At 68.4% G+C, this 16,685-nt stretch carries 18 protein-coding genes and 1 tRNA gene; 3 read left to right on the top strand and 16 right to left on the bottom strand.

Translation table 11 applies throughout. The features are described 5' to 3' along the window. Positions 1-224: 224 nt before the first annotated feature. The 5 genes from rplA to AB0H88_RS51755 all read right to left on the bottom strand — a co-directional run bounded on the left by rplA (position 225) and on the right by AB0H88_RS51755 (position 2,888). Positions 225-944 (bottom strand): 50S ribosomal protein L1, encoded by a 720-nt coding sequence (rplA, locus tag AB0H88_RS51775; RefSeq protein ID WP_357657521.1) that lies wholly within the window; start codon positions 942-944, stop codon positions 225-227. Between the two features lie 132 nt (positions 945-1,076). After that, complete coding sequence (rplK, locus tag AB0H88_RS51770; RefSeq protein ID WP_357657536.1) at positions 1,077-1,508, bottom strand: 50S ribosomal protein L11; 432 nt, start codon at positions 1,506-1,508, stop codon at positions 1,077-1,079. Positions 1,509-1,624: 116 nt separating this feature from the next. Continuing rightward, the gene (gene nusG / locus AB0H88_RS51765; protein ID WP_357657519.1) at positions 1,625-2,431 is read right to left on the bottom strand and encodes a transcription termination/antitermination protein NusG; all 807 of its coding nucleotides are present in this window, start codon (positions 2,429-2,431) and stop codon (positions 1,625-1,627) included. Positions 2,432-2,496: 65 nt separating this feature from the next. Beyond that, positions 2,497-2,742 (bottom strand): preprotein translocase subunit SecE, encoded by a 246-nt coding sequence (secE, locus tag AB0H88_RS51760; protein WP_225294001.1) that lies wholly within the window; start codon positions 2,740-2,742, stop codon positions 2,497-2,499. 73 nt (positions 2,743-2,815) lie between these two features. Then, a tRNA-Trp gene (locus AB0H88_RS51755) sits at positions 2,816-2,888 on the bottom strand. Positions 2,889-3,046: 158 nt separating this feature from the next. Between AB0H88_RS51755 and AB0H88_RS51750 the strand changes: the two genes are divergently transcribed. Continuing rightward, on the top strand, positions 3,047-4,255 hold the full coding sequence (locus AB0H88_RS51750; protein WP_357657517.1) for a pyridoxal phosphate-dependent aminotransferase: 1,209 nt from the start codon (positions 3,047-3,049) through the stop codon (positions 4,253-4,255). A 79-nt stretch (positions 4,256-4,334) separates the two neighbouring features. Here AB0H88_RS51750 and AB0H88_RS51745 read toward each other — a convergent pair whose 3' ends face one another. From AB0H88_RS51745 to AB0H88_RS51730, 4 genes are read right to left on the bottom strand one after another with little or no spacing between them, the layout of a single operon-like run. Next, positions 4,335-4,817: a hypothetical protein gene (locus AB0H88_RS51745; RefSeq protein ID WP_357657516.1), complete on the bottom strand. Its 483-nt coding sequence runs from the start codon at positions 4,815-4,817 to the stop codon at positions 4,335-4,337. A 41-nt stretch (positions 4,818-4,858) separates the two neighbouring features. Beyond that, complete coding sequence (locus tag AB0H88_RS51740) at positions 4,859-5,500, bottom strand: hypothetical protein (RefSeq protein WP_357657514.1); 642 nt, start codon at positions 5,498-5,500, stop codon at positions 4,859-4,861. A 41-nt stretch (positions 5,501-5,541) separates the two neighbouring features. Beyond that, positions 5,542-6,453: a PASTA domain-containing protein gene (locus tag AB0H88_RS51735; protein ID WP_357657513.1), complete on the bottom strand. Its 912-nt coding sequence runs from the start codon at positions 6,451-6,453 to the stop codon at positions 5,542-5,544. Next, complete coding sequence (locus AB0H88_RS51730; protein WP_357657511.1) at positions 6,450-6,950, bottom strand: SigE family RNA polymerase sigma factor; 501 nt, start codon at positions 6,948-6,950, stop codon at positions 6,450-6,452. Before AB0H88_RS51730 ends, AB0H88_RS51735 begins: the two co-directional genes overlap by 4 nt. A gap of 67 nt (positions 6,951-7,017) precedes the next feature. On the opposite strand from AB0H88_RS51730, the gene AB0H88_RS51725 reads away from it, so the two are divergent. Beyond that, positions 7,018-8,037 carry an adenosine deaminase gene (locus tag AB0H88_RS51725; RefSeq protein ID WP_357657509.1) on the top strand — a complete coding sequence of 340 codons (1,020 nt, stop codon included), beginning with the start codon at positions 7,018-7,020 and terminating at the stop codon, positions 8,035-8,037. Here AB0H88_RS51725 and AB0H88_RS51720 read toward each other — a convergent pair. Beyond that, positions 8,026-8,751 carry a hypothetical protein gene (locus AB0H88_RS51720; protein WP_357657508.1) on the bottom strand — a complete coding sequence of 242 codons (726 nt, stop codon included), beginning with the start codon at positions 8,749-8,751 and terminating at the stop codon, positions 8,026-8,028. The genes AB0H88_RS51725 and AB0H88_RS51720 overlap by 12 nt on opposite strands. Then, positions 8,738-9,295, bottom strand: coding sequence for an RNA polymerase sigma factor (locus tag AB0H88_RS51715; RefSeq protein ID WP_357657507.1), 558 nt, complete (start codon positions 9,293-9,295; stop codon positions 8,738-8,740). The genes AB0H88_RS51720 and AB0H88_RS51715 overlap by 14 nt, the downstream gene beginning before the upstream one ends. A gap of 108 nt (positions 9,296-9,403) precedes the next feature. On the opposite strand from AB0H88_RS51715, the gene AB0H88_RS51710 reads away from it, so the two are divergent. Beyond that, positions 9,404-10,138: a class I SAM-dependent methyltransferase gene (locus AB0H88_RS51710; RefSeq protein WP_357657505.1), complete on the top strand. Its 735-nt coding sequence runs from the start codon at positions 9,404-9,406 to the stop codon at positions 10,136-10,138. A gap of 88 nt (positions 10,139-10,226) precedes the next feature. Here AB0H88_RS51710 and AB0H88_RS51705 read toward each other — a convergent pair whose 3' ends face one another. From AB0H88_RS51705 to AB0H88_RS51685, 5 genes are all read right to left on the bottom strand, one after another. Then, positions 10,227-11,111, bottom strand: coding sequence for a carbohydrate ABC transporter permease (locus AB0H88_RS51705; protein WP_357657503.1), 885 nt, complete (start codon positions 11,109-11,111; stop codon positions 10,227-10,229). After that, on the bottom strand, positions 11,111-11,995 hold the full coding sequence (locus AB0H88_RS51700; protein WP_357657502.1) for a sugar ABC transporter permease: 885 nt from the start codon (positions 11,993-11,995) through the stop codon (positions 11,111-11,113). The genes AB0H88_RS51705 and AB0H88_RS51700 overlap by 1 nt, the downstream gene beginning before the upstream one ends. Before the next feature lie 70 nt (positions 11,996-12,065). Then, positions 12,066-13,337, bottom strand: coding sequence for an extracellular solute-binding protein (locus AB0H88_RS51695; RefSeq protein ID WP_357657534.1), 1,272 nt, complete (start codon positions 13,335-13,337; stop codon positions 12,066-12,068). Positions 13,338-13,523: 186 nt separating this feature from the next. Next, positions 13,524-15,386, bottom strand: coding sequence for an acyl-CoA dehydrogenase family protein (locus AB0H88_RS51690; RefSeq protein ID WP_357657500.1), 1,863 nt, complete (start codon positions 15,384-15,386; stop codon positions 13,524-13,526). An 88-nt stretch (positions 15,387-15,474) separates the two neighbouring features. Beyond that, positions 15,475-16,662: an amino acid permease gene (locus tag AB0H88_RS51685; protein ID WP_357657498.1), complete on the bottom strand. Its 1,188-nt coding sequence runs from the start codon at positions 16,660-16,662 to the stop codon at positions 15,475-15,477. Between the last annotated feature and the right edge of the window lie 23 nt (positions 16,663-16,685).

Genomic DNA, 16,685 nt, shown 5'->3' with positions numbered 1-16,685 from the left:
TGGGTCTGTGGCGCGGTGGGTCTGTGGCGCGGTGGGTCTGTGGCGCGGTGGGTCTGTGGCGCGGTGGGTCTGTGGCGCGGTGGGTCTGTGGCGCGGTGGGTCTGTGGCGCGGGCGCTTGTGGGCCGCCATGCGTACGAACCGACCCCCCGGACACACAACAGCCCCCGCCGGAGTCGGCGAGGGCTGTGTGGTGCGAAGAGGTGCTAGAAGAGTGGCTTTTTCGCTACGCGTCCAGCTCGGCGGTCAGGCCGCGGGTGGCGTTGGGGTCGACCGGGACGCCGGGGCCCATGGTCGTGGAGAAGGTGACCTTCTTCAGGTAACGACCCTTGGCGGCCGACGGCTTGAGCCGGAGCACCTCGTCAAGGGCGGCGGCGTAGTTCTCGATGAGCTGGCGCTCGTCGAACGACGTCTTGCCGATGATGAAGTGCAGGTTGGCCTGCCGGTCCGTACGGAACTCGATCTTGCCGCCCTTGATCTCCGTCACGGCCTTGGCGACGTCGGGCGTCACGGTGCCGGTCTTGGGGTTGGGCATGAGGCCACGCGGGCCGAGGACACGGCCCAGACGGCCGACCTTGCCCATGAGGTCAGGGGTGGCGACGACGGCGTCGAACTCGCCGAGCCGGTTGCCCTTGGCGATCTCGTCGATGAGCTCGTCGGCACCGATGATGTCGGCGCCCGCCTCGCGGGCCGCCTCGGCACGGTCACCGGTCGCGAAGACCAGGACCCGGGCGGTCTTGCCGGTGCCGTGCGGGAGGTTGACCGTGCCGCGCACGATCTGGTCGGCCTTGCGAGGGTCGACGCCCAGTCGCAGCGCCACCTCGACAGTGGCTTCGAACTTGGTGGTGGACGTCTGCTTGGCCAGCTTCGCGGCCTCGACGGGCGCGTAGAGCTTGTCGTGGTCGACCTTGGCCGACGCGTCCTTGTGCGCCTTGCTGCGCTTCATGTCTGTCTCCTTGTGGTGTGCGGGCCGGGTGCCGGCCCTCCCACTGATCGGTGTGGGCACGAGCCGGGAAACCGGCTCTCCCACGGATCGCGGTGCGGGCCGGGGAACGGCCCTCCCGCGGATCGGGAAGTGTTAGTCGGCGACGGTGATGCCCATCGACCGGGCGGTGCCGGCGATGATCTTCTCGGCCGCCGCGATGTCGTTGGCGTTGAGGTCGGGCATCTTGGTCTCAGCGATGCTGCGGAGCTGCTCGCGGCTGAGCTTGCCGACCTTGTCCTTGTGCGGGACCGCACTGCCCTTGTCGAGGCCCAGAGCCTTCTTGATCAACTCGGGCGCCGGGGGCGTCTTCGTGATGAAGGTGAAGCTGCGGTCTTCGAAAATGGTGATCTCAACGGGGATGATGTTGCCCCGCTGGGCCTCCGTGGCAGCGTTGTACTGCTTCACGAATTCCATGATGTTGACGCCGTGGGGACCGAGGGCGGTACCGACGGGCGGAGCGGGCGTGGCTTGGCCAGCGGGAAGCTGCACCTTCACCAAGGCCGCGATCTTCTTCTTTGGAGGCATGATCCTTCTCCGGGTCCTGAGAATGGTGTTGCAAACCCCCACGGGCATGGGAACCCCAGAACACAGGGGTCCCCGTCCACGCGCGTGGGGACGACATATCAGCTTACGTGATCGTCTTAGATCTTCGAGACCTGGTTGAACGACAGCTCGACCGGGGTCTCGCGGCCGAAGATCGAGACGAGCACCTTGAGCTTCTGCGACTCGGGGCTGATCTCGCTGACCGAGGCGGGCAGAGTGGCGAACGGGCCGTCCATGACCGTGACGGACTCGCCGATCTCGAACTCGACGGTCGGGCCGCTGCTGGCCTTGGCCGAGGACTTCTTGGCTTCCTCGGTCGGCTCGGGCGCCAGCAGTTTGGCGACCTCGTCGAGGTTGAGCGGGCTCGGCTTGTTGGACAGGCCCACGAAGCCGGTCACACCGGGCGTGTTACGCACGGCGGCCCAGGACTCGTCGGTCAGCTCCATGCGCACCAGCACGTAGCCGGGCAGCACACGCTCCTTGACCGGCACCTTCTTACCGCTCTTGAACTCCTGGACGGTGTGCGTCGGCACCTCGACCTGGAAGATGTAGTCCTCCATGTTGAGAGACACGTTGCGGCTCTCGATGTTGGACTTCACGCGGTTTTCGTAGCCGGCGTAGGAGTGGATCACATACCACTCGCCGAGCTGGCCCCGGAGCGAGCGCTTGAACTCCTCGACCGGGTCGACGTCAGGCAGGATGTCACCGTCTTCGTCGACCGTGGGAGCACCGTCCTCGTCGACTGTGGGAGCCTCGTCGGCGACCTCGTCCTCGTCGCTCTCGTCGCTGTCCGCAACGTCGGCGTCGAGCTCGTCGACGGTCTCCTCAGTGGCCTCAGCGGCCTCTTCCGGCTCGGTGTCCCACTCCTCGTGGGACTCGTTCGCCGGCACTGAAGATTCGGACACGGTGACTTTTCCTCTTTCGTCGAATCGAATGGCGACCCCGTCGGGCGACGCCGTCGGTGTCTGGATCAGGCTCCGCCGAAGACGCGGAGAACGGCCCAGCCGAGCGCGCTGTCGAGCCCGTACACGATCGCAACCATGATCAGAACGAATACCAGAACGACCGTGGTGTAAGTGATGAGATCCTTGCGTGTCGGCCAGATGACCTTACGCAGCTCGGTGACTACCTGCCGGTAGAAAAGGGCCGGCGAGGTGCGGGTCTTCTTCTCGCCACTAGGCTTGCCTGCGGTCTCGCCGCGCGTGTCGATCGCCACAGTCCTCACCTGAATCTGTCGTATCCAACGCAGTATGCGGCGCGCTTACACGCCATTGCGCGGACCGCACTCGCAGGGCACGAGGGACTCGAACCCCCAACCGCCGGTTTTGGAGACCGGTGCGCTACCAATTGCGCCAGTGCCCTATGTCGCCAACCACACTACCCTGATCAGCTCACTGCCTGGACCGAACCGCACGTCGACATGCGGCGGCACGACCAGGCAAAAGTGTATCGGGGGAATGCCCCTTACGTCGAACCAAACCCGATCGCCCAGGTCACGGGCCGCGTGGCAGCATGGACCCATGTCCACCCGACCTCGCATATCCAGCCGAATTTCCGCGATTTCCGAGTCCGCCACGCTGGCCGTGGACGCGAAGGCGAAGGCGATGAAGGCGGCCGGCCGCCCGGTCATCGGCTTCGGCGCCGGAGAACCCGACTTCCCAACGCCGGACTACATCGTCGAGGCGGCGGTCGCGGCGGCGCGCGATCCGCGCTTCCACAAGTACACCCCGGCCGGCGGCCTGCCGGAGCTCAAGCAGGCGATCGCCGCCAAGACGCTGCGCGACTCCGGCTACCAGGTCGAGGCGTCGCAGGTCCTGGTCACCAACGGGGGCAAGCAGGCCGTCTATGAGGCGTTCGCCACGCTGCTCGACCCGGGTGACGAGGTCCTGGTCGTGGCCCCGTACTGGACGACCTACCCCGAGGCGATCAAGCTGGCCGGTGGCGTCCAGGTCGACGTCGTCACCGACGAGACGACCGGCTACCTCGCGAGCGTCGAACAGCTCGAAGCGGCCCGCACGGAGCGCACCAAGGTCCTGCTGTTCGTCTCGCCGTCCAACCCGACGGGCGCCGTCTACTCGCGCGAGCAGACGGAGGCGATCGGCCGCTGGGCCGCCGACCACGGCCTCTGGGTCGTCACCGACGAGATCTACGAGCATCTCGTGTACGGCGGAGCGGAGTTCACCAGCATCGCCACGGCCGTTCCCGAGCTGGCCGACCGGGTCGTCATCGTCAACGGCGTGGCCAAGACGTACGCCATGACGGGCTGGCGGGTGGGCTGGCTGATCGGCCCGTCCGACGTGGTCAAGGCCGCGACGAACCTTCAGTCGCACGCCACGTCCAACGTCTCGAACGTGGCCCAGATGGCCGCTCTGGCCGCGGTCTCCGGCGACCTGTCGGCCGTGGCGGAGATGCGCGAGGCGTTCGACCGGCGCCGTCAGACGATGGTCCGGCTGCTCAACGAGATTCCCGGTGTGTTCTGCCCGGAGCCGAAGGGGGCGTTCTACGCCTATCCCTCGGTCAAGGAGCTGCTCGGCAAGGAGCTGCGCGGCCGGCGGCCGCAGTCGTCGGCCGAGCTGGCCGAGCTGATCCTGGAGGAGGCGGAGGTGGCGGTGGTTCCGGGCGAGGCGTTCGGGACGCCCGGATATTTCCGCCTTTCGTACGCCCTGGGGGACGACGACCTGGCGGAGGGCGTCAGCCGCCTCGCCAAGCTCCTCGCGGAAGCCCACTGACCGCGCGGCGTCAGCCGACCGCAGGGGCCAGGTGGCCGAGCAGCTCAGCCAGGCGCGGCGGTCGGCTGACCGCGCCGCGTCAGCCGACCGCCGAGGCCACCTCCTCGATCTCGCGGGTCAGTCCGGGCGTGGCGCCGATGTAGACCGCGATGCCCGGCCGTTCCAGCCACATGAAGTTGCTCAGCCCGCCCCGCGTACGCCAGCGCAGGGCGGGCTTGCCGTTGTACGCCCCCAGGCTCGACCTGCTGACCAGCGAGGCGAACCGCTCGGCGCCCCGCACCCCGCACACCAGACCGACGAGCAGCTCCTCGTCGTTCTTGCGCCACCGCACGCCCTTCACCTTGAGCCGCTCGCGCAGTGACTTGAGCCGTGCGAACGAGCCCGCGCGCTCCACCCCCGCGGGCAGGTGGCCGATGCCGAGATCCCCGGACCCGCAGGTCAGAGAGATGATCGTCGACCTCGCCCGGCTCGGTTCCGGCGTGGCTGTGTTCGCCTCCGGCGTGGCGGCGCTGCCGCACGCGGTGAGCACGAACACGAGGGACACCGCTGCCAGGCGTCGCATCAACCCCCCATGACTTGGAGTGGAAACCGCAGAAAAGGCCCCTAGTCTCCTACAGAAGCCTTGACCGAGGCGGCAACACGAAGCAGTTCTTCGCTCAGGGATTCGCTGACCCTGATCCACGCCCCGGTGCCCGTGCGCTCCAGCCAGACGATCATCAAGCCGCCGCCGGGATGTCTGCCGACCAGCGCGGGTCTGCCGCGGATGGTGGTGTCCCTCGGCGTACGTAGCGGTGTCCGACGCTGGTAGGTGGCCCAGTCGGCCGCGGCGGCGCCGTGCTCGACCCGCACCTCGACGAACCTGTCCCGAGCGCCTGACCCCCTGTCAGGGGCGAATCTGGCCCAGGCGCCCTGGTCGGGTTCGATCACTCCCCCGTCGGCGCGATCGAACCCGGCAGGCAGGTAAGTGAGCCAGAAGTCATGCGCGACCACCGCGATCCGGGGCGCCGCCATGGCAGCGGTGACGGTCCGGCCCCGAACGGGCCCGGCCCGGCCCGGCGCGGCCGGAGCCGGCCGGGTCGGTGCCGGCGGGGCCTGAACCGGCGGAGGCGCCCCCACCGGTGTGCGATGGAGACGCCCGAATCCCGAGGAGAACAGCCCATAGATGATCGAAACGGTGACCCCGAGTGCGAGGAACGCCAGCATCGCGCGCGGCGCCTGTCCGCCGGTCCCGCCCTCAGGCCTCATGCACGGTAGATCCCCGCTCTGATCTCACCCGTACCACCTGATCACTTAACGGGTTCGAGCCCTTCGGCGATCTTCTTCAACTCGGCCGCCGCGTCAACCTTTTTCGCATAGTCCGGGCTGATATACACCTCGACCGCCAGCCCCTTGCGCAGCGTCCAGCCAATGGTGCTCGTGGAGCCCTCAGAGTTGTCGGTGGTGTCGGTGGCGACTTCTCCGCCTTCGGTGACGTTCGCGAGGTAAGCCTCCTTGCCCCTGATATCCAGAGTTTTAGCGCCCTGGCCGGAGAACCTCGCCAGCCGCTGCGCGACCTGCTTGCTCGCCTCACCCGCGAACACGACGACCTGTACGGAGTAATAGCCCTCTGGCTGTCCAGGCTCGACGAAAGTGGTGGTGTAGCTGGTTGTGCCGAAGCCGTTCTTGCCTGACCATTTACCCCATTCGATCCCGTCGGGCAGGTAGCCGACGTGGATGCCGCCGAATGTCCTGCCGTCGCCCAGGTCACCGAGGTCCTGCGGCACCGAGACTTCCTGGCCGACGGTGAGCTGGATGTTCGTCCCCTTCGTCACTTCCTGACCGGCGGCGGGGGCCTGGACGCGCACCGAACCCGTGTCGGTGGCCGTCTCCGGGTCCGCCACGACCAGTCCCGCCTGCTTCAGCGTCTCGACCGCCTCGGCGACGGGCTTGCCTACGACGTCCGGGACGGTCACCAGGTCCATCACGGCCCGGTCCTGGCCGGTGGCCGCGTGCTGAGTCTTGGGGGGTTCCCCGGAGTTGATCAGTGCCGGCACGGTCACCGCGACCAGGGCGGTGACGAGGGCGGCGCCGGCCGTACGGAATCTGAGCACGCGCGAGCGGTGGCGGCGGCGCACGTCCCTGCCGAGCGTCGGTCCGGCGTGCGCGCCGGCGACGTGCGCGGCCATGGCGTCGGCGATGGCCTCTTCTTCGGTCTTCATCGGATCGCTCCTTCTGCGACGGTCATGCGTTCGCGGATCTTGGCGAGGCCCCGGGCCGCCTGGCTCTTCACCGTGCCGAGCGAGCAGCCGAGCAGCGACGCGGTGGCCGACTCCGACTGGTCCTCCCAGTAGCGCAGGACGATCACGGCCCGCATCTTCGGCGGCAGCCTGCGCAGCTCCTCGATGAGCGTGTCGCGCAGGTCCAGGTCGGGCGATTTCGCGGCGGTGTCCGGCGGGCGGGCGAAGGTGATCTCCTGCACGACGCGCCGCCGCCGAGCCCGGCTGATCGCCGCGTTGACGAGGACCTTGCGCGCGTACGCCTCGGGGTTGTCGTGCCGGATCCGGGACCAGTGCCGGTAGACCTTCTCCAGAGCGTGCTGGACCAGGTCCTCGGCGTCGTGGTGGGTGGCTCCGCAGACCAGGATCGCGGTGCGTAGCAACGAGGTGCTGCGTGCGGCAAGGAACTCGTCGAATGCCGCTTCGTCTTCATCCGTCATGGCGGGGTCCCCTTTCGCCCCTCCCAACGCACGAACGGGCAGACAGGTTGAGTGGCAAGATATGGAAATGCCACGCCCGCTTGACCAGTTGCCCAAGGCTCACCTGCACCTGCACTTCACCGGCTCGATGCGGCATTCGACGCTGATCGAGCTGGCTCGCGAGCAGGGCCTGCACCTGCCCGACGCGCTGGAGCAGGACTGGCCGCCCCAGCTGCGCGCGACCGATGAGCGTGGGTGGTTCAGGTTCCAGCGACTGTACGACATCGCCAGGTCGGTGCTGTGGCGGCCGGAGCACGTCTACCGGCTGGTGCGGGAGACGGCCGAGGACGAGGCGGCGGCCGGGTCGCGGTGGCTGGAGATCCAGGTTGACCCGTCGGGGTTCGCGCCACGGTTCGGCGGGTTGACGGCGACGCTGGAGCTCATGCTGGACGCCGCCGCCCAGGCCGCCGTTCTGGCGGACATCGGGATCGCGGTGGTCGTGGCGGCCAACCGCACCAAGCACCCGCTCGACGCGAACACGCTGGCCAGGCTCGCGGTCCAGTACCAGGGCAAGGGGGTCGTCGGTTTCGGGTTGTCGAACGACGAGCGGCGCGGCGCGGCCAGGGAGTTCGAGCGGGCCTTCCGGATCGCCAAGCGTGCGGGGCTGCTGGCCGTACCTCATGGGGGCGAGCTGCTCGGGCCCCGCAGCGTCGCGCAGTGCGTGGACGACCTGCACGCGGATCGCGTGGGGCATGGGGTCCGGGCGGCGGAGGACCCGTGGCTGATGCAGCGCCTGGCCGAGCGGCAGATCTGCTGCGAGGTGTGCCCGACCTCGAATGTGGGGCTGGGCGTCGCCGAGCGGGTGGCGGACGTGCCGTTGCGCAGGCTGTTCGACGCGGGGGTGCCGATCGCGCTGGGTGCCGACGACCCGTTGCTGTTCGGGGCGCGGCTGTTGCGGCAGTACGAGCTGGCGCGGGAGGTCTACGGCTTTCGCGATGAGGAGATCGCCGAGCTGGCCCGGCAGTCCATCAGGGCGTCCACGGCGCCCGAGGGGGTGCGCAAGGAACTGCTGAAGGAGATCGACGACTGGCTGGCCTCACCGGAGTGAGGCGGCTATCTCGGCGGCGTGCTCCTTGGTGCCGGCTCCTTCCAGGCGGTAGCCGGTGGTGCCGGACTGCCAGATGAGGGTGGGTTCGGCCTGGCGCAGGGGGACCGACGTGCCGTCCTCGCGCTTGATGTAGCCGAGGGGGTGCGAGCCGCCGAGCCACCAGGCGGTGATGCCCCCGACCTGGATGTTCTCGGGCCAGGGTGGGCCCAAGGTCTTGAAGAAGTACGGGCTGGCCGTGCCGTCGAACTGGTCCAGGCGAATGCCGCCGGGCCAGAACATCGACGCCACGCGGCCGTTGTCGCTCACCGTGGCGCGCTGGGGAGTGCCCAGCGCGGTGGGGGTCTTGACGGGGAACTTCGCCTGCTTGGCCAGGTCCGCCGGGGCCACCGTGTGCTCGCCTGGCAGCGGGGTGGGGGTGGCGATGGGCTGGGGGGTGGAATCGCTCAGGCGTAGCTCGATGCCCGCATAGTGGAGGATCGCGCGCACGGCGGCGCGGCCCTGCGGGGTAGCGGCGGTGATGGCTATGACGGCCAGGACGATGGCTGTCACGATCTGCCACCTGGCGCGCCGCTTGCGGCGGGGACTGGTTTCAGGGGTGGGCTCCAGGCGGGCGCGGACGGCTGACGCCACGTCGCCCGGCGGTGGGTTGGGGACGTCGAGGAAGTCGGCGAGGGCCGTGAGTTCGGCGGCCAGGTCGTCGTCATGCGAGCTCATTGCCCACCTCCTCCCTGAGCCGCGCGAGGCCGCGATGGGTGCTGGACTTGACGGTGCCGAGCGGCCAGTCGAGCACCTGGGCGGTTTCCGCCTCCGTCAGCTGTAAGAAGTACCGGCAGACGACGGCCTGGCGTTCCCGCTCCGGCAGGTGGCGTACCGCCTCCAGCAGCCGGGCGCGCCGGTCCGTGGCGACGGCCGAGCCCTCGGGGTCGTCGGGAGCCTTGACGTCGGCCGTGGCGCTGAGTCGTACGGCGAGCTCGGATCTGCGCCCGCGCGAGCGGGTCAGGTTGTGCGTCTCGTTGGCCACGATCCGCAGCAGCCACGGCCGGAAAGGGGCGTCCCTGCGGAAGGTCGACAGGTGCCTGAACGCCTTGACGAACGCCTCCTGCACCACGTCCTCGGCCTCGTCCCCCGCCCCGAACATGGCGGCGGTGCGGTGGGCGAGCGCGCTGTAGCGGGCGACCAGCGCCTCGTAGGCGGACAGGTCGCCGTCAAGTGAGCGGCTGATGGCCTCGTCGTCGTCCATGAACGAGTCAGATTTCACCGCATCACAGGGGGTTCAGGGAAGGGCGTTTGACCCATCAGGTGACCATCGGCGCTGCTGGGGCATTAGACTCGCACAAATCCATGAGCCCTTCGAAGGAACGGCACTATGTCTTCTGGGTATGACCGTGTAGTACAACCGGCGGCCGGTGACGAGGCCCTGGAGAACCACCTAGGTGGGGACGAGGCCAAGAACTATCGGCAGTACGAGTTCGACATGGTCGCCCCGCATGTCGGCCGTTCGATGCTGGAGATCGGGTCCGGGCTGGGCCATTTCGCCGAGCAGTTCCTGCCGCGCCTCGACCGGCTCGTGGTGAGCGACTTCGACCCCTACTGCGTCGAGCAGCTCCGCAAGCGCTTCGAGGGGCGCGACGACATCAACGTGCTGCAGTTCGGGCTGCCGACCGAGATCCCGCTTGAGGACAAGGTCGACACGGTCATCATGATGAACGTCCTGGAGCACATCGAGGAAGACGCCGAGGCGCTGCGTTCGCTGGCCCGGGTCACGCAGCCCGGCGGCCGGATCATCATCTGGGTGCCCGGCTACATGCAGCTTTATGGAGACTTCGACCGCAAGGTCGGGCACGTCCAGCGCTACACCCCCAAGACCCTGGGCGCGACGGTCGCCAAGGCGGGGCTGGAGGCCGAGGTGCTGAAGCCGATCAACTTCCTGGGCGGCATCGCCTGGTGGGCCGCCGTCCGCCGGGGCGGCGTGGGCTATCCGGATCCGCGACTCGTGAAGATCTACGACCGGACGGTGGTCCCGGCCACGCGCCTCATCGAGCGCTTCATCCGGCCGCCCTTCGGTCAGACCGTCTTCTGCGTCGCCCGCGTACCCCAGTAACCACCTCAGCCGCCACCGGCGAGCGGGGGCGGCTGAGGGGCCGGGCCGGTGGAGGAGGGGCCCGGGCGGAGATGGCTGTCGTGGCCGGCTATTTGATGGAGCCCGCCGTCAGACCTCCTACCACCTTTCGCTCGATCAGAGCGAAGAGGATGATCACCGGGATGGTGGCGATCACCGAGCCGGCGAAGAGGTTCTGCCAGTCCACCTGGTACTGACCGATGAACGAGTTGAGCGCCACCGTCAGCGGCTGGTTCGCCGGTGTCGTGGTCAGCGTCAACGCCACCACGAACTCGTTCCACGCGGCGATGAAGGTGAAGATCAGCGCGGTGATGACCCCGGGCATGGCCAGCGGCAGCGTGATCCGGAACAGTGCCCCGAACCGCCCGTTGCCGTCGATGAACGCCGCCTCCTCCAGCTCGCGCGGGATCGAGGAGAAGTACGCGTTCAGGATCCACACCGCGAATGCCAGGTTGAACCCGCCGTTGACCAGGATCAGCGACCAGATCGAGTCCACCAGCCCGAACTGGAAGAACTCCCGGTAGATGCCGACCAGCATGGCCGTCGGCTGGAACATCTGGGTGATCAGCACCAGGATCAGGAACGCCGTGCGCCCCCTGAAGTTGTGCCTGGCCGAGTAGTACGCGGCCGGCAGCGCCACCAGCAGCACCAAAAGGGTCGAACCCGCCGCCACCTTGAGCGTGACCATGAGGTTGCCGGCCAGCCCGCTGGTCCAGAAGTTGGTCAGGTTCGACCACTCCCACTGCGACGGGAAGACCGTCACGTCGCGCAGCGTCTCCTGGGGACGCAGCGAGGTCAGCAGCATCACCAGGTACGGGAACAGGAAGATGAACGCGATCACGTACGCGCTGCCCGCGACGATCACCGTCTTGATCCTGGGCAGGCTGCGCGCGGCGGGGCGGGGCGGCTTGGCGTGGTGGTGAGTGGACAGTGCCGGCGCCGTCTTGACGGTCATCACGCCACCTCCTTGTTCCAGCGGGACACCCTGAGGAAGATCGCGGTCAGGATGATCACCATGCCGAAGTTGACGACCGACATGGCGGCGGACTCGCCGATGTTGGAGCCCTTGAGGATGAACATCAGGATCGTCGAGGTCGCCGTCGAGTATCCGGGCTGGCCGTGCGTCATCGCCCAGATGATCGGGAAGCTGTTGAAGACGTTCATGACGTTGATCAGCGCGGCGACGGTGAGGGCGGGGCGCAGCAGCGGCAGCGTGATCGACCAGTACGTCCGCAACCGGGTGGCGCCGTCCATCTTGGCCGCCTCGTAGACGTCATTGGGGATCGTCGCCAGACCGGCCAGCAGCGCGTACGTGGTGAACGGCACCGACACGAACACCGCCACGAACACCAGCCACGGCATCGCCGTCGAGGCGTCGCCGAGCTGGTCGGCCGAGGCGCCGCCCATCGCGTCGATCAGGCCGAGCTTGAGCCTGATCTGGTTGATGACGCCGACCTCCGGGTCGAGCATCCACTTGAAGATGATCGCCGTCATCAGCACCGAGGCCGCCCACGGCGCGATCAGCGCCCAGCGGGCGATCTTGCGGCCGGGGAAGCGCTGGTTGAACAGCTGGGCCAGGGCCAGCGAGATCAGCACGGTGAGGGCGACGACCGCGACCACCCAGATCACGCTGCGGACCATGATGTCCGCGAAGTCCTTCTCACCGAACAGCTTCTCGTAGTTCGCGACACCGTTCCCGCCCTGGACCACGCCGAACCGGCTGATCTTCAGGAACGACGAGCGGATCATCTCGTAGACCGGCCAGAGCACGACCACCGCGATCAGCACAACAGCGGGCCCGACCCAGGCCAGGGGCTCCAGGACGCGGAACCTTCTCATGCGGAACCTTCCGTAACGGTACGGCCGGCGCTCTGGACGCGAAGCGCCGGCCGTACGGGCCCCCGACTGATCAGCCGGCGTCGGCGGTCTTCTGGAGCTCGCCGAGCACCTTGGCCGGGTCGTCCTTCACGGCCCCGCCGATGGTCTGCTTGATCTGCGGGTTCACCTCGGCCCACTTCGGGTCCTGGAAGGGGTAGAAGCTGGCGTTGGGCAGCGCGTCGAGGAACGGCTTGAGCTTCTCGTCGCCCGACAGCTTCTTGATGCCGCCGTTGGTCACGGGCAGCAGCTTGTAGGTGTCGCTGATCTTCTGCGCGGCGCTGCCGGTGTAGAAGAAGTCGAAGAACTTCTTGATCTCGGCGGCGTGGCCGTTCTTGTTGAACGCCATGATCCAGTCCATGACACCGAGGGTGGTGTCGAGCGGGCCGGACTTGCCGGGGATCGGCGCGACGCCGTAGTTCTTCAGCCCGGCCGCGTCGAAGATCGGGATGGACATCGGGCCGCCGTTGACCATGCCGACCTTGCCGGCGCCGAAGTCCTCCCAGACCGTCTTGCGGTCCTTGGTGCCCGGGTTCGGGGTGGTCAGCCCGGCGTTGACCAGGCCCTTCAGGTAGGTGAACGTCTCGACGTTCTGCGGGGAGTTGATCGCCCACTTGCCGGCGGCGTCCTTGTAGCCGCCGCCGTTGCCGAGCATCCACAGGAAGGACTCGCCCTGCGCCTCCTCCTGTCCGAGCGGCAGGCCGAAGGGCTGGCTGACGCCGGCCTTCTTCAGCTTCTCGGCGTCGGCCTTGAGCTCGTCCCAGGTCTTGGGCGGCTCGGCGATGCCGGCCTTCTGGAACAGGTCCTTGTTGTAGAACAGGGCGCGGGCGGAGGACACGAACGGGATGCCGTACGCGGTGCCGTCGACCTTGCCGAAGTCGGCGAACTTCTGCAGCATGTCGCTGGAGACGTTCGGCGACAGGACCTCGTCGGCCTTGTAGAGGAGCTGGTCCTTGACGAAGCCGGAGTAGTCGCCGGTCTGCAGGATGTCGGGCACCTGTCCGTTCTGGACCATGGTGGCGACCTGCTTGTCGATGTCGTTCCAGTTGATGACCTGGACCTCGACCTTGATGTTCGGATTGGCCGCCTGGAACTCGTCCACGACGCCCTTCCAGAACGTCTCACCGGAGTTCGGCTTGCCGGGACCGTCACCGTAGTCGGCGGCGACCATCTTGAGCGTCACCGGGCCGCCGGCCGAGGCCTTCTGGTCGCCCGCGCCGCCCGTACCGGGGCTTCCCCCCGAACCACAGCTGGACAGGACCAGCACGGTCGCCAGGCCGAGAGCCGCACCGCCCACAAGTTTCATGTTCACCGAAGTACCGCCTTCTCGTCGGACGGGTCTCGCTGGTCCGTACCAGCGGCCGGTGCGTGAGTCACAGCTCAACGCGTTTGCGTCAGAGTAAGCCTCTATTCTTGGTCTGGTCTATACCGGTTGGTCTCGGTTTGAAAACACTAGGACGCGGAAAACCTCACAACCGGTCTAGACCGCGCGTCAGAGGATCTTTCTCCGCACGCTCTCCCCGCCTTGCGGCGATCCGATCCACGGCCCTTCGATGGACGGGTCGAGAATGCCCTCCTCGACGAAGGTGTAGCGGCCTTCGAGCACGTAGCGGGCGAGCCGGGTGTCTTGGGTGTCGCTGTTGTCCCAGAGTTTGGCGAACAGCGCCTCCGCCCGCCGCCGCGCCTGATGGCAGAACGTGTCCGCCAGCTCGTACGGCCGGCGGCCCAGGTCACGGGCGTCCTCCTCGGCCTTGACGCAGACCGCGGTGATGGCGAACAGCTCGGCCCCGATGTCGATGATCCGGCCGAGGAAGGACTGCTTGTGTTCGAGCCGCCCCTGCCAGCGGGACATCCCGTAGAAGGTGGACCGGGCCAGTTTCCTGCTGGTCCGCTCGACGAAGCGCAGGTGGGCCGCCAACGGCCCGAACTCGGCGTAGGCGGCGGGCAGGTTGCCACTGCCCGCGACCAGGGTCGGCAGCCAGCGGGCGTAGAAGCGGCCGGCCTGCCGCAGCGCCTGCGCGCGTTCCTTCCTGGAGGCGTCGGGGTTGATGAGCTCCCCGGCCGCCGACAGGTGGGCGTCGACCGCCTCACGGGTGATCAGCAGCCGCATGATCTCGGAGGAGCCCTCGAAGATCCGGTTGATTCGCGAGTCGCGCAGCATCTGCTCGACCGGGACGCCGCGCTCGCCCCGCGCGGCCAGCGACTCGGCGGTCTCGTAGCCGCGACCGCCTCTGATCTGGAGCAGTTCGTCGAGCACCTGGTAGGACAGCTCGGAGGCGTAGAGCTTGGCCAGCGCGGCCTCGATCCTGATGTCGTTGCGCTGGTCGTCGGCCATGCGGCTGGTCAGCTCGCAGACGGCCTCCAGGGCGTAGGCGGTGGCCGCGATGAAGGCGATCTTCGTGGCGACGGCCTCGTGCTCACCGACCTTGCGCCCCCACTGCACGCGGGCGTTGCCCCACTCACGGGCGATCTTCACCGCCCACTTGGCGCCGCCCGCGCAGGTGGCGGGCAGCGACAGGCGCCCCGTGTTGAGTGTGGTGAGGGCGATCTTCAGCCCTTCGCCCTCACGCCCGATGAGATTCTTGGCGGGCACTCTGACCTGCGCGAACTCGGTGACGCCGTTCTCGATGCCCCGGAGTCCCATGAAGGCGTTGCGCCTCTTCACCGTGATGCCGGGCGAGTCGGCCTCGACCACGAACGCGCTGATCTTCTTGCCGGTACGGGCCATGACCACGAGCAGGTCGGCGACCACGCCGTTCGTCGTCCACAGCTTGACGCCGTCGAGCACGTAGTCGTCGCCGTCCCTGACGGCGGTCGTGGACAGCCGCGCCGGGTCGGAGCCCACGTCCGGCTCCGTCAGCAGGAACGCCGACACCTCGCCGCGCGCGCACCTCGGCAGGTACTCCCGCTTCTGCTCCTCGGTGCCGAACAGCTTGAGCGGCTGCGGCACCCCGATCGACTGATGCGCCGACAGCAGCGTCGCCAGCGCCGGGCAGTACGACCCGACGAGCATGAGCGCGCGGCAGTAGTACAGGTAGGGCAGGCCCAGCCCGCCGTACTCCTCGCTGATCGTGATCCCGAACGCCCCGAGCTCGCCGAGCCCCTTGACCACCTCGTCGGGCACCTGCGCGGTCCGCTCGATCTCGGCGGGATCGACGTGCGCGTCGAGGTAGCGCCGGACGGCCCTGACGAAATCCTCCCCGCGCTTGGCCGCCTCCTCGGCCAGCGTGGGGGCCGGGTAGACCAGGTCGAGGCGGAGATCGCCCAGGAACAGCTGCTTGGCGAAGCTCGGGCGGGTCCACTCCTTCTCGCGGGCCTGCTCGCCGAGCTCTCTCGCCTTTGCGTAGTCGGTCATCGCGTCCCTCTTCCGTTCGGTGAGGGGTCTCTTTCCCTTTCTTGTACGACAAGTGCGGGTTGCCCGCCACCCGCCGCACCCCCAGTCGTTACGGCTTTGCCGTCAGCAGGGCTATCAGCGACAGTGCCGCCGGTACTGCTAGATATGTGCCGCAGCAGGCCAGGGCTATGCATGACAGGGCAGTTGCCACGATGGCCGTGTTGCGCGGCCTGCCCGGCGGCAGAATGCGGACGGCCGCCGCCACGCCTGCGGTGGTCACCGCGGCCAGGCAGGCCGAGGTGGCTCTCATGAGGGTGTCCAGGTCCGCCGGCAGCAGCATGATCAGGGCGGTCAGAGTCGCCAGGAGGGCCAGGCTGCGGCTGGGGGTTCGTCCTGGTGTGCCGCCCTTCCCGAACCAGCGCGGCAGGGATCCGCTCCCGGCCATGGACGCGCCCAGGCGGGCGGCGCCGGCTATGTAGGTGTTGATGGCGCCGAAGGTCAGGGCTATGGCCGCCGCGGTGCTGATCGGGCCGGCCGCGGCGCCGATTCCGGTCTCCAGCAGGGCGGACAGCGGCGCCGCTCGGCCCAGGACGGCGATCGAGGTGATGGAGACGCTCAGGTAGAGGACGGAGATCACGATCAGGGTCACCGTGGTGGCCCTCCTGATGTCGGTGATCTCCGCCGACAGGTGGGTGGCGGCCTCCCAGCCGACGAAGGCGAAGAAGAGCACTCCGGCCGCGGAGATCACGCCCGCCATGCCGTACGGGGCGAACGGGGTGAAATTGGCGGCGCTGGCGTGCGGCGCGGCGGTGCCGACGGCCGTCGCGAGGAGCGCGATCAGCAGGAGCACCATGGTCACCTGCAGCCGTCCCGAGGTGCGCAGGCCCGCGAGGTTGGCGAGGAAGGCGGCGGCGAGGAGGGTGGCGGCGGCGACGGTCTTGTCCACGCCCAGGGTGTTGGCCACATAGACCGCGCCCACCTGCGCGCCGGCCACGATGCCGATGGGGACGGCGCCGTAGAACCACCAGCCGACCACCGCGGCGGCCCGCCCGCCGAACGCGAGACCGGTGAAGGCCGCCACGCCGCCGCCGTTCGGGTGGCGGGTGCCGAGCGTGGCGAAGGTGATCGCCACCGGTGCGCTCAACGCCAGCAGGCCCACCCAGGCCAGGATCGACGCCGGGCCCGCGGCCTGCGCGGCCAGCTGGGGCAGCACCAGCATGCCCGGTCCGAGTACGCCGCCCAGCAGCATCGCCGTGCCCTGACCGGCGCTCAGGTGGCCTTTCGTTTGTTGCGACATACCCGCCGAAATTAGCCGAACGC

Source organism: Nonomuraea sp. NPDC050680 (assembly GCF_040654555.1).
Lineage (GTDB): Bacteria > Actinomycetota > Actinomycetes > Streptosporangiales > Streptosporangiaceae > Nonomuraea.
The sequence above is the reverse complement of the archived record's forward strand: the minus strand, read 5'-3'. Positions and strand labels throughout refer to the sequence as shown.

Excerpts from the sequence above, each read along its gene's own strand:
- rplA (WP_357657521.1), bottom strand. The coding sequence starts at position 944 with ATGAAGCGCAGCAAGGCGCACAAGGACGCGTCGGCCAAGGTCGACCAC.
- rplK (WP_357657536.1), bottom strand. The coding sequence starts at position 1,508 with ATGCCTCCAAAGAAGAAGATCGCGGCCTTGGTGAAGGTGCAGCTTCCC.
- AB0H88_RS51750 (WP_357657517.1), top strand. The coding sequence starts at position 3,047 with ATGTCCACCCGACCTCGCATATCCAGCCGAATTTCCGCGATTTCCGAG.
- AB0H88_RS51745 (WP_357657516.1), bottom strand. The coding sequence starts at position 4,817 with ATGCGACGCCTGGCAGCGGTGTCCCTCGTGTTCGTGCTCACCGCGTGC.
- AB0H88_RS51740 (WP_357657514.1), bottom strand. The coding sequence starts at position 5,500 with ATGAGGCCTGAGGGCGGGACCGGCGGACAGGCGCCGCGCGCGATGCTG.
- AB0H88_RS51735 (WP_357657513.1), bottom strand. The coding sequence starts at position 6,453 with ATGAAGACCGAAGAAGAGGCCATCGCCGACGCCATGGCCGCGCACGTC.
- AB0H88_RS51730 (WP_357657511.1), bottom strand. The coding sequence starts at position 6,950 with ATGACGGATGAAGACGAAGCGGCATTCGACGAGTTCCTTGCCGCACGC.
- AB0H88_RS51725 (WP_357657509.1), top strand. The coding sequence starts at position 7,018 with ATGCCACGCCCGCTTGACCAGTTGCCCAAGGCTCACCTGCACCTGCAC.
- AB0H88_RS51720 (WP_357657508.1), bottom strand. The coding sequence starts at position 8,751 with ATGAGCTCGCATGACGACGACCTGGCCGCCGAACTCACGGCCCTCGCC.
- AB0H88_RS51710 (WP_357657505.1), top strand. The coding sequence starts at position 9,404 with ATGTCTTCTGGGTATGACCGTGTAGTACAACCGGCGGCCGGTGACGAG.
- AB0H88_RS51705 (WP_357657503.1), bottom strand. The coding sequence starts at position 11,111 with ATGACCGTCAAGACGGCGCCGGCACTGTCCACTCACCACCACGCCAAG.
- AB0H88_RS51700 (WP_357657502.1), bottom strand. The coding sequence starts at position 11,995 with ATGAGAAGGTTCCGCGTCCTGGAGCCCCTGGCCTGGGTCGGGCCCGCT.
- AB0H88_RS51695 (WP_357657534.1), bottom strand. The coding sequence starts at position 13,337 with ATGAAACTTGTGGGCGGTGCGGCTCTCGGCCTGGCGACCGTGCTGGTC.
- AB0H88_RS51690 (WP_357657500.1), bottom strand. The coding sequence starts at position 15,386 with ATGACCGACTACGCAAAGGCGAGAGAGCTCGGCGAGCAGGCCCGCGAG.
- AB0H88_RS51685 (WP_357657498.1), bottom strand. The coding sequence starts at position 16,662 with ATGTCGCAACAAACGAAAGGCCACCTGAGCGCCGGTCAGGGCACGGCG.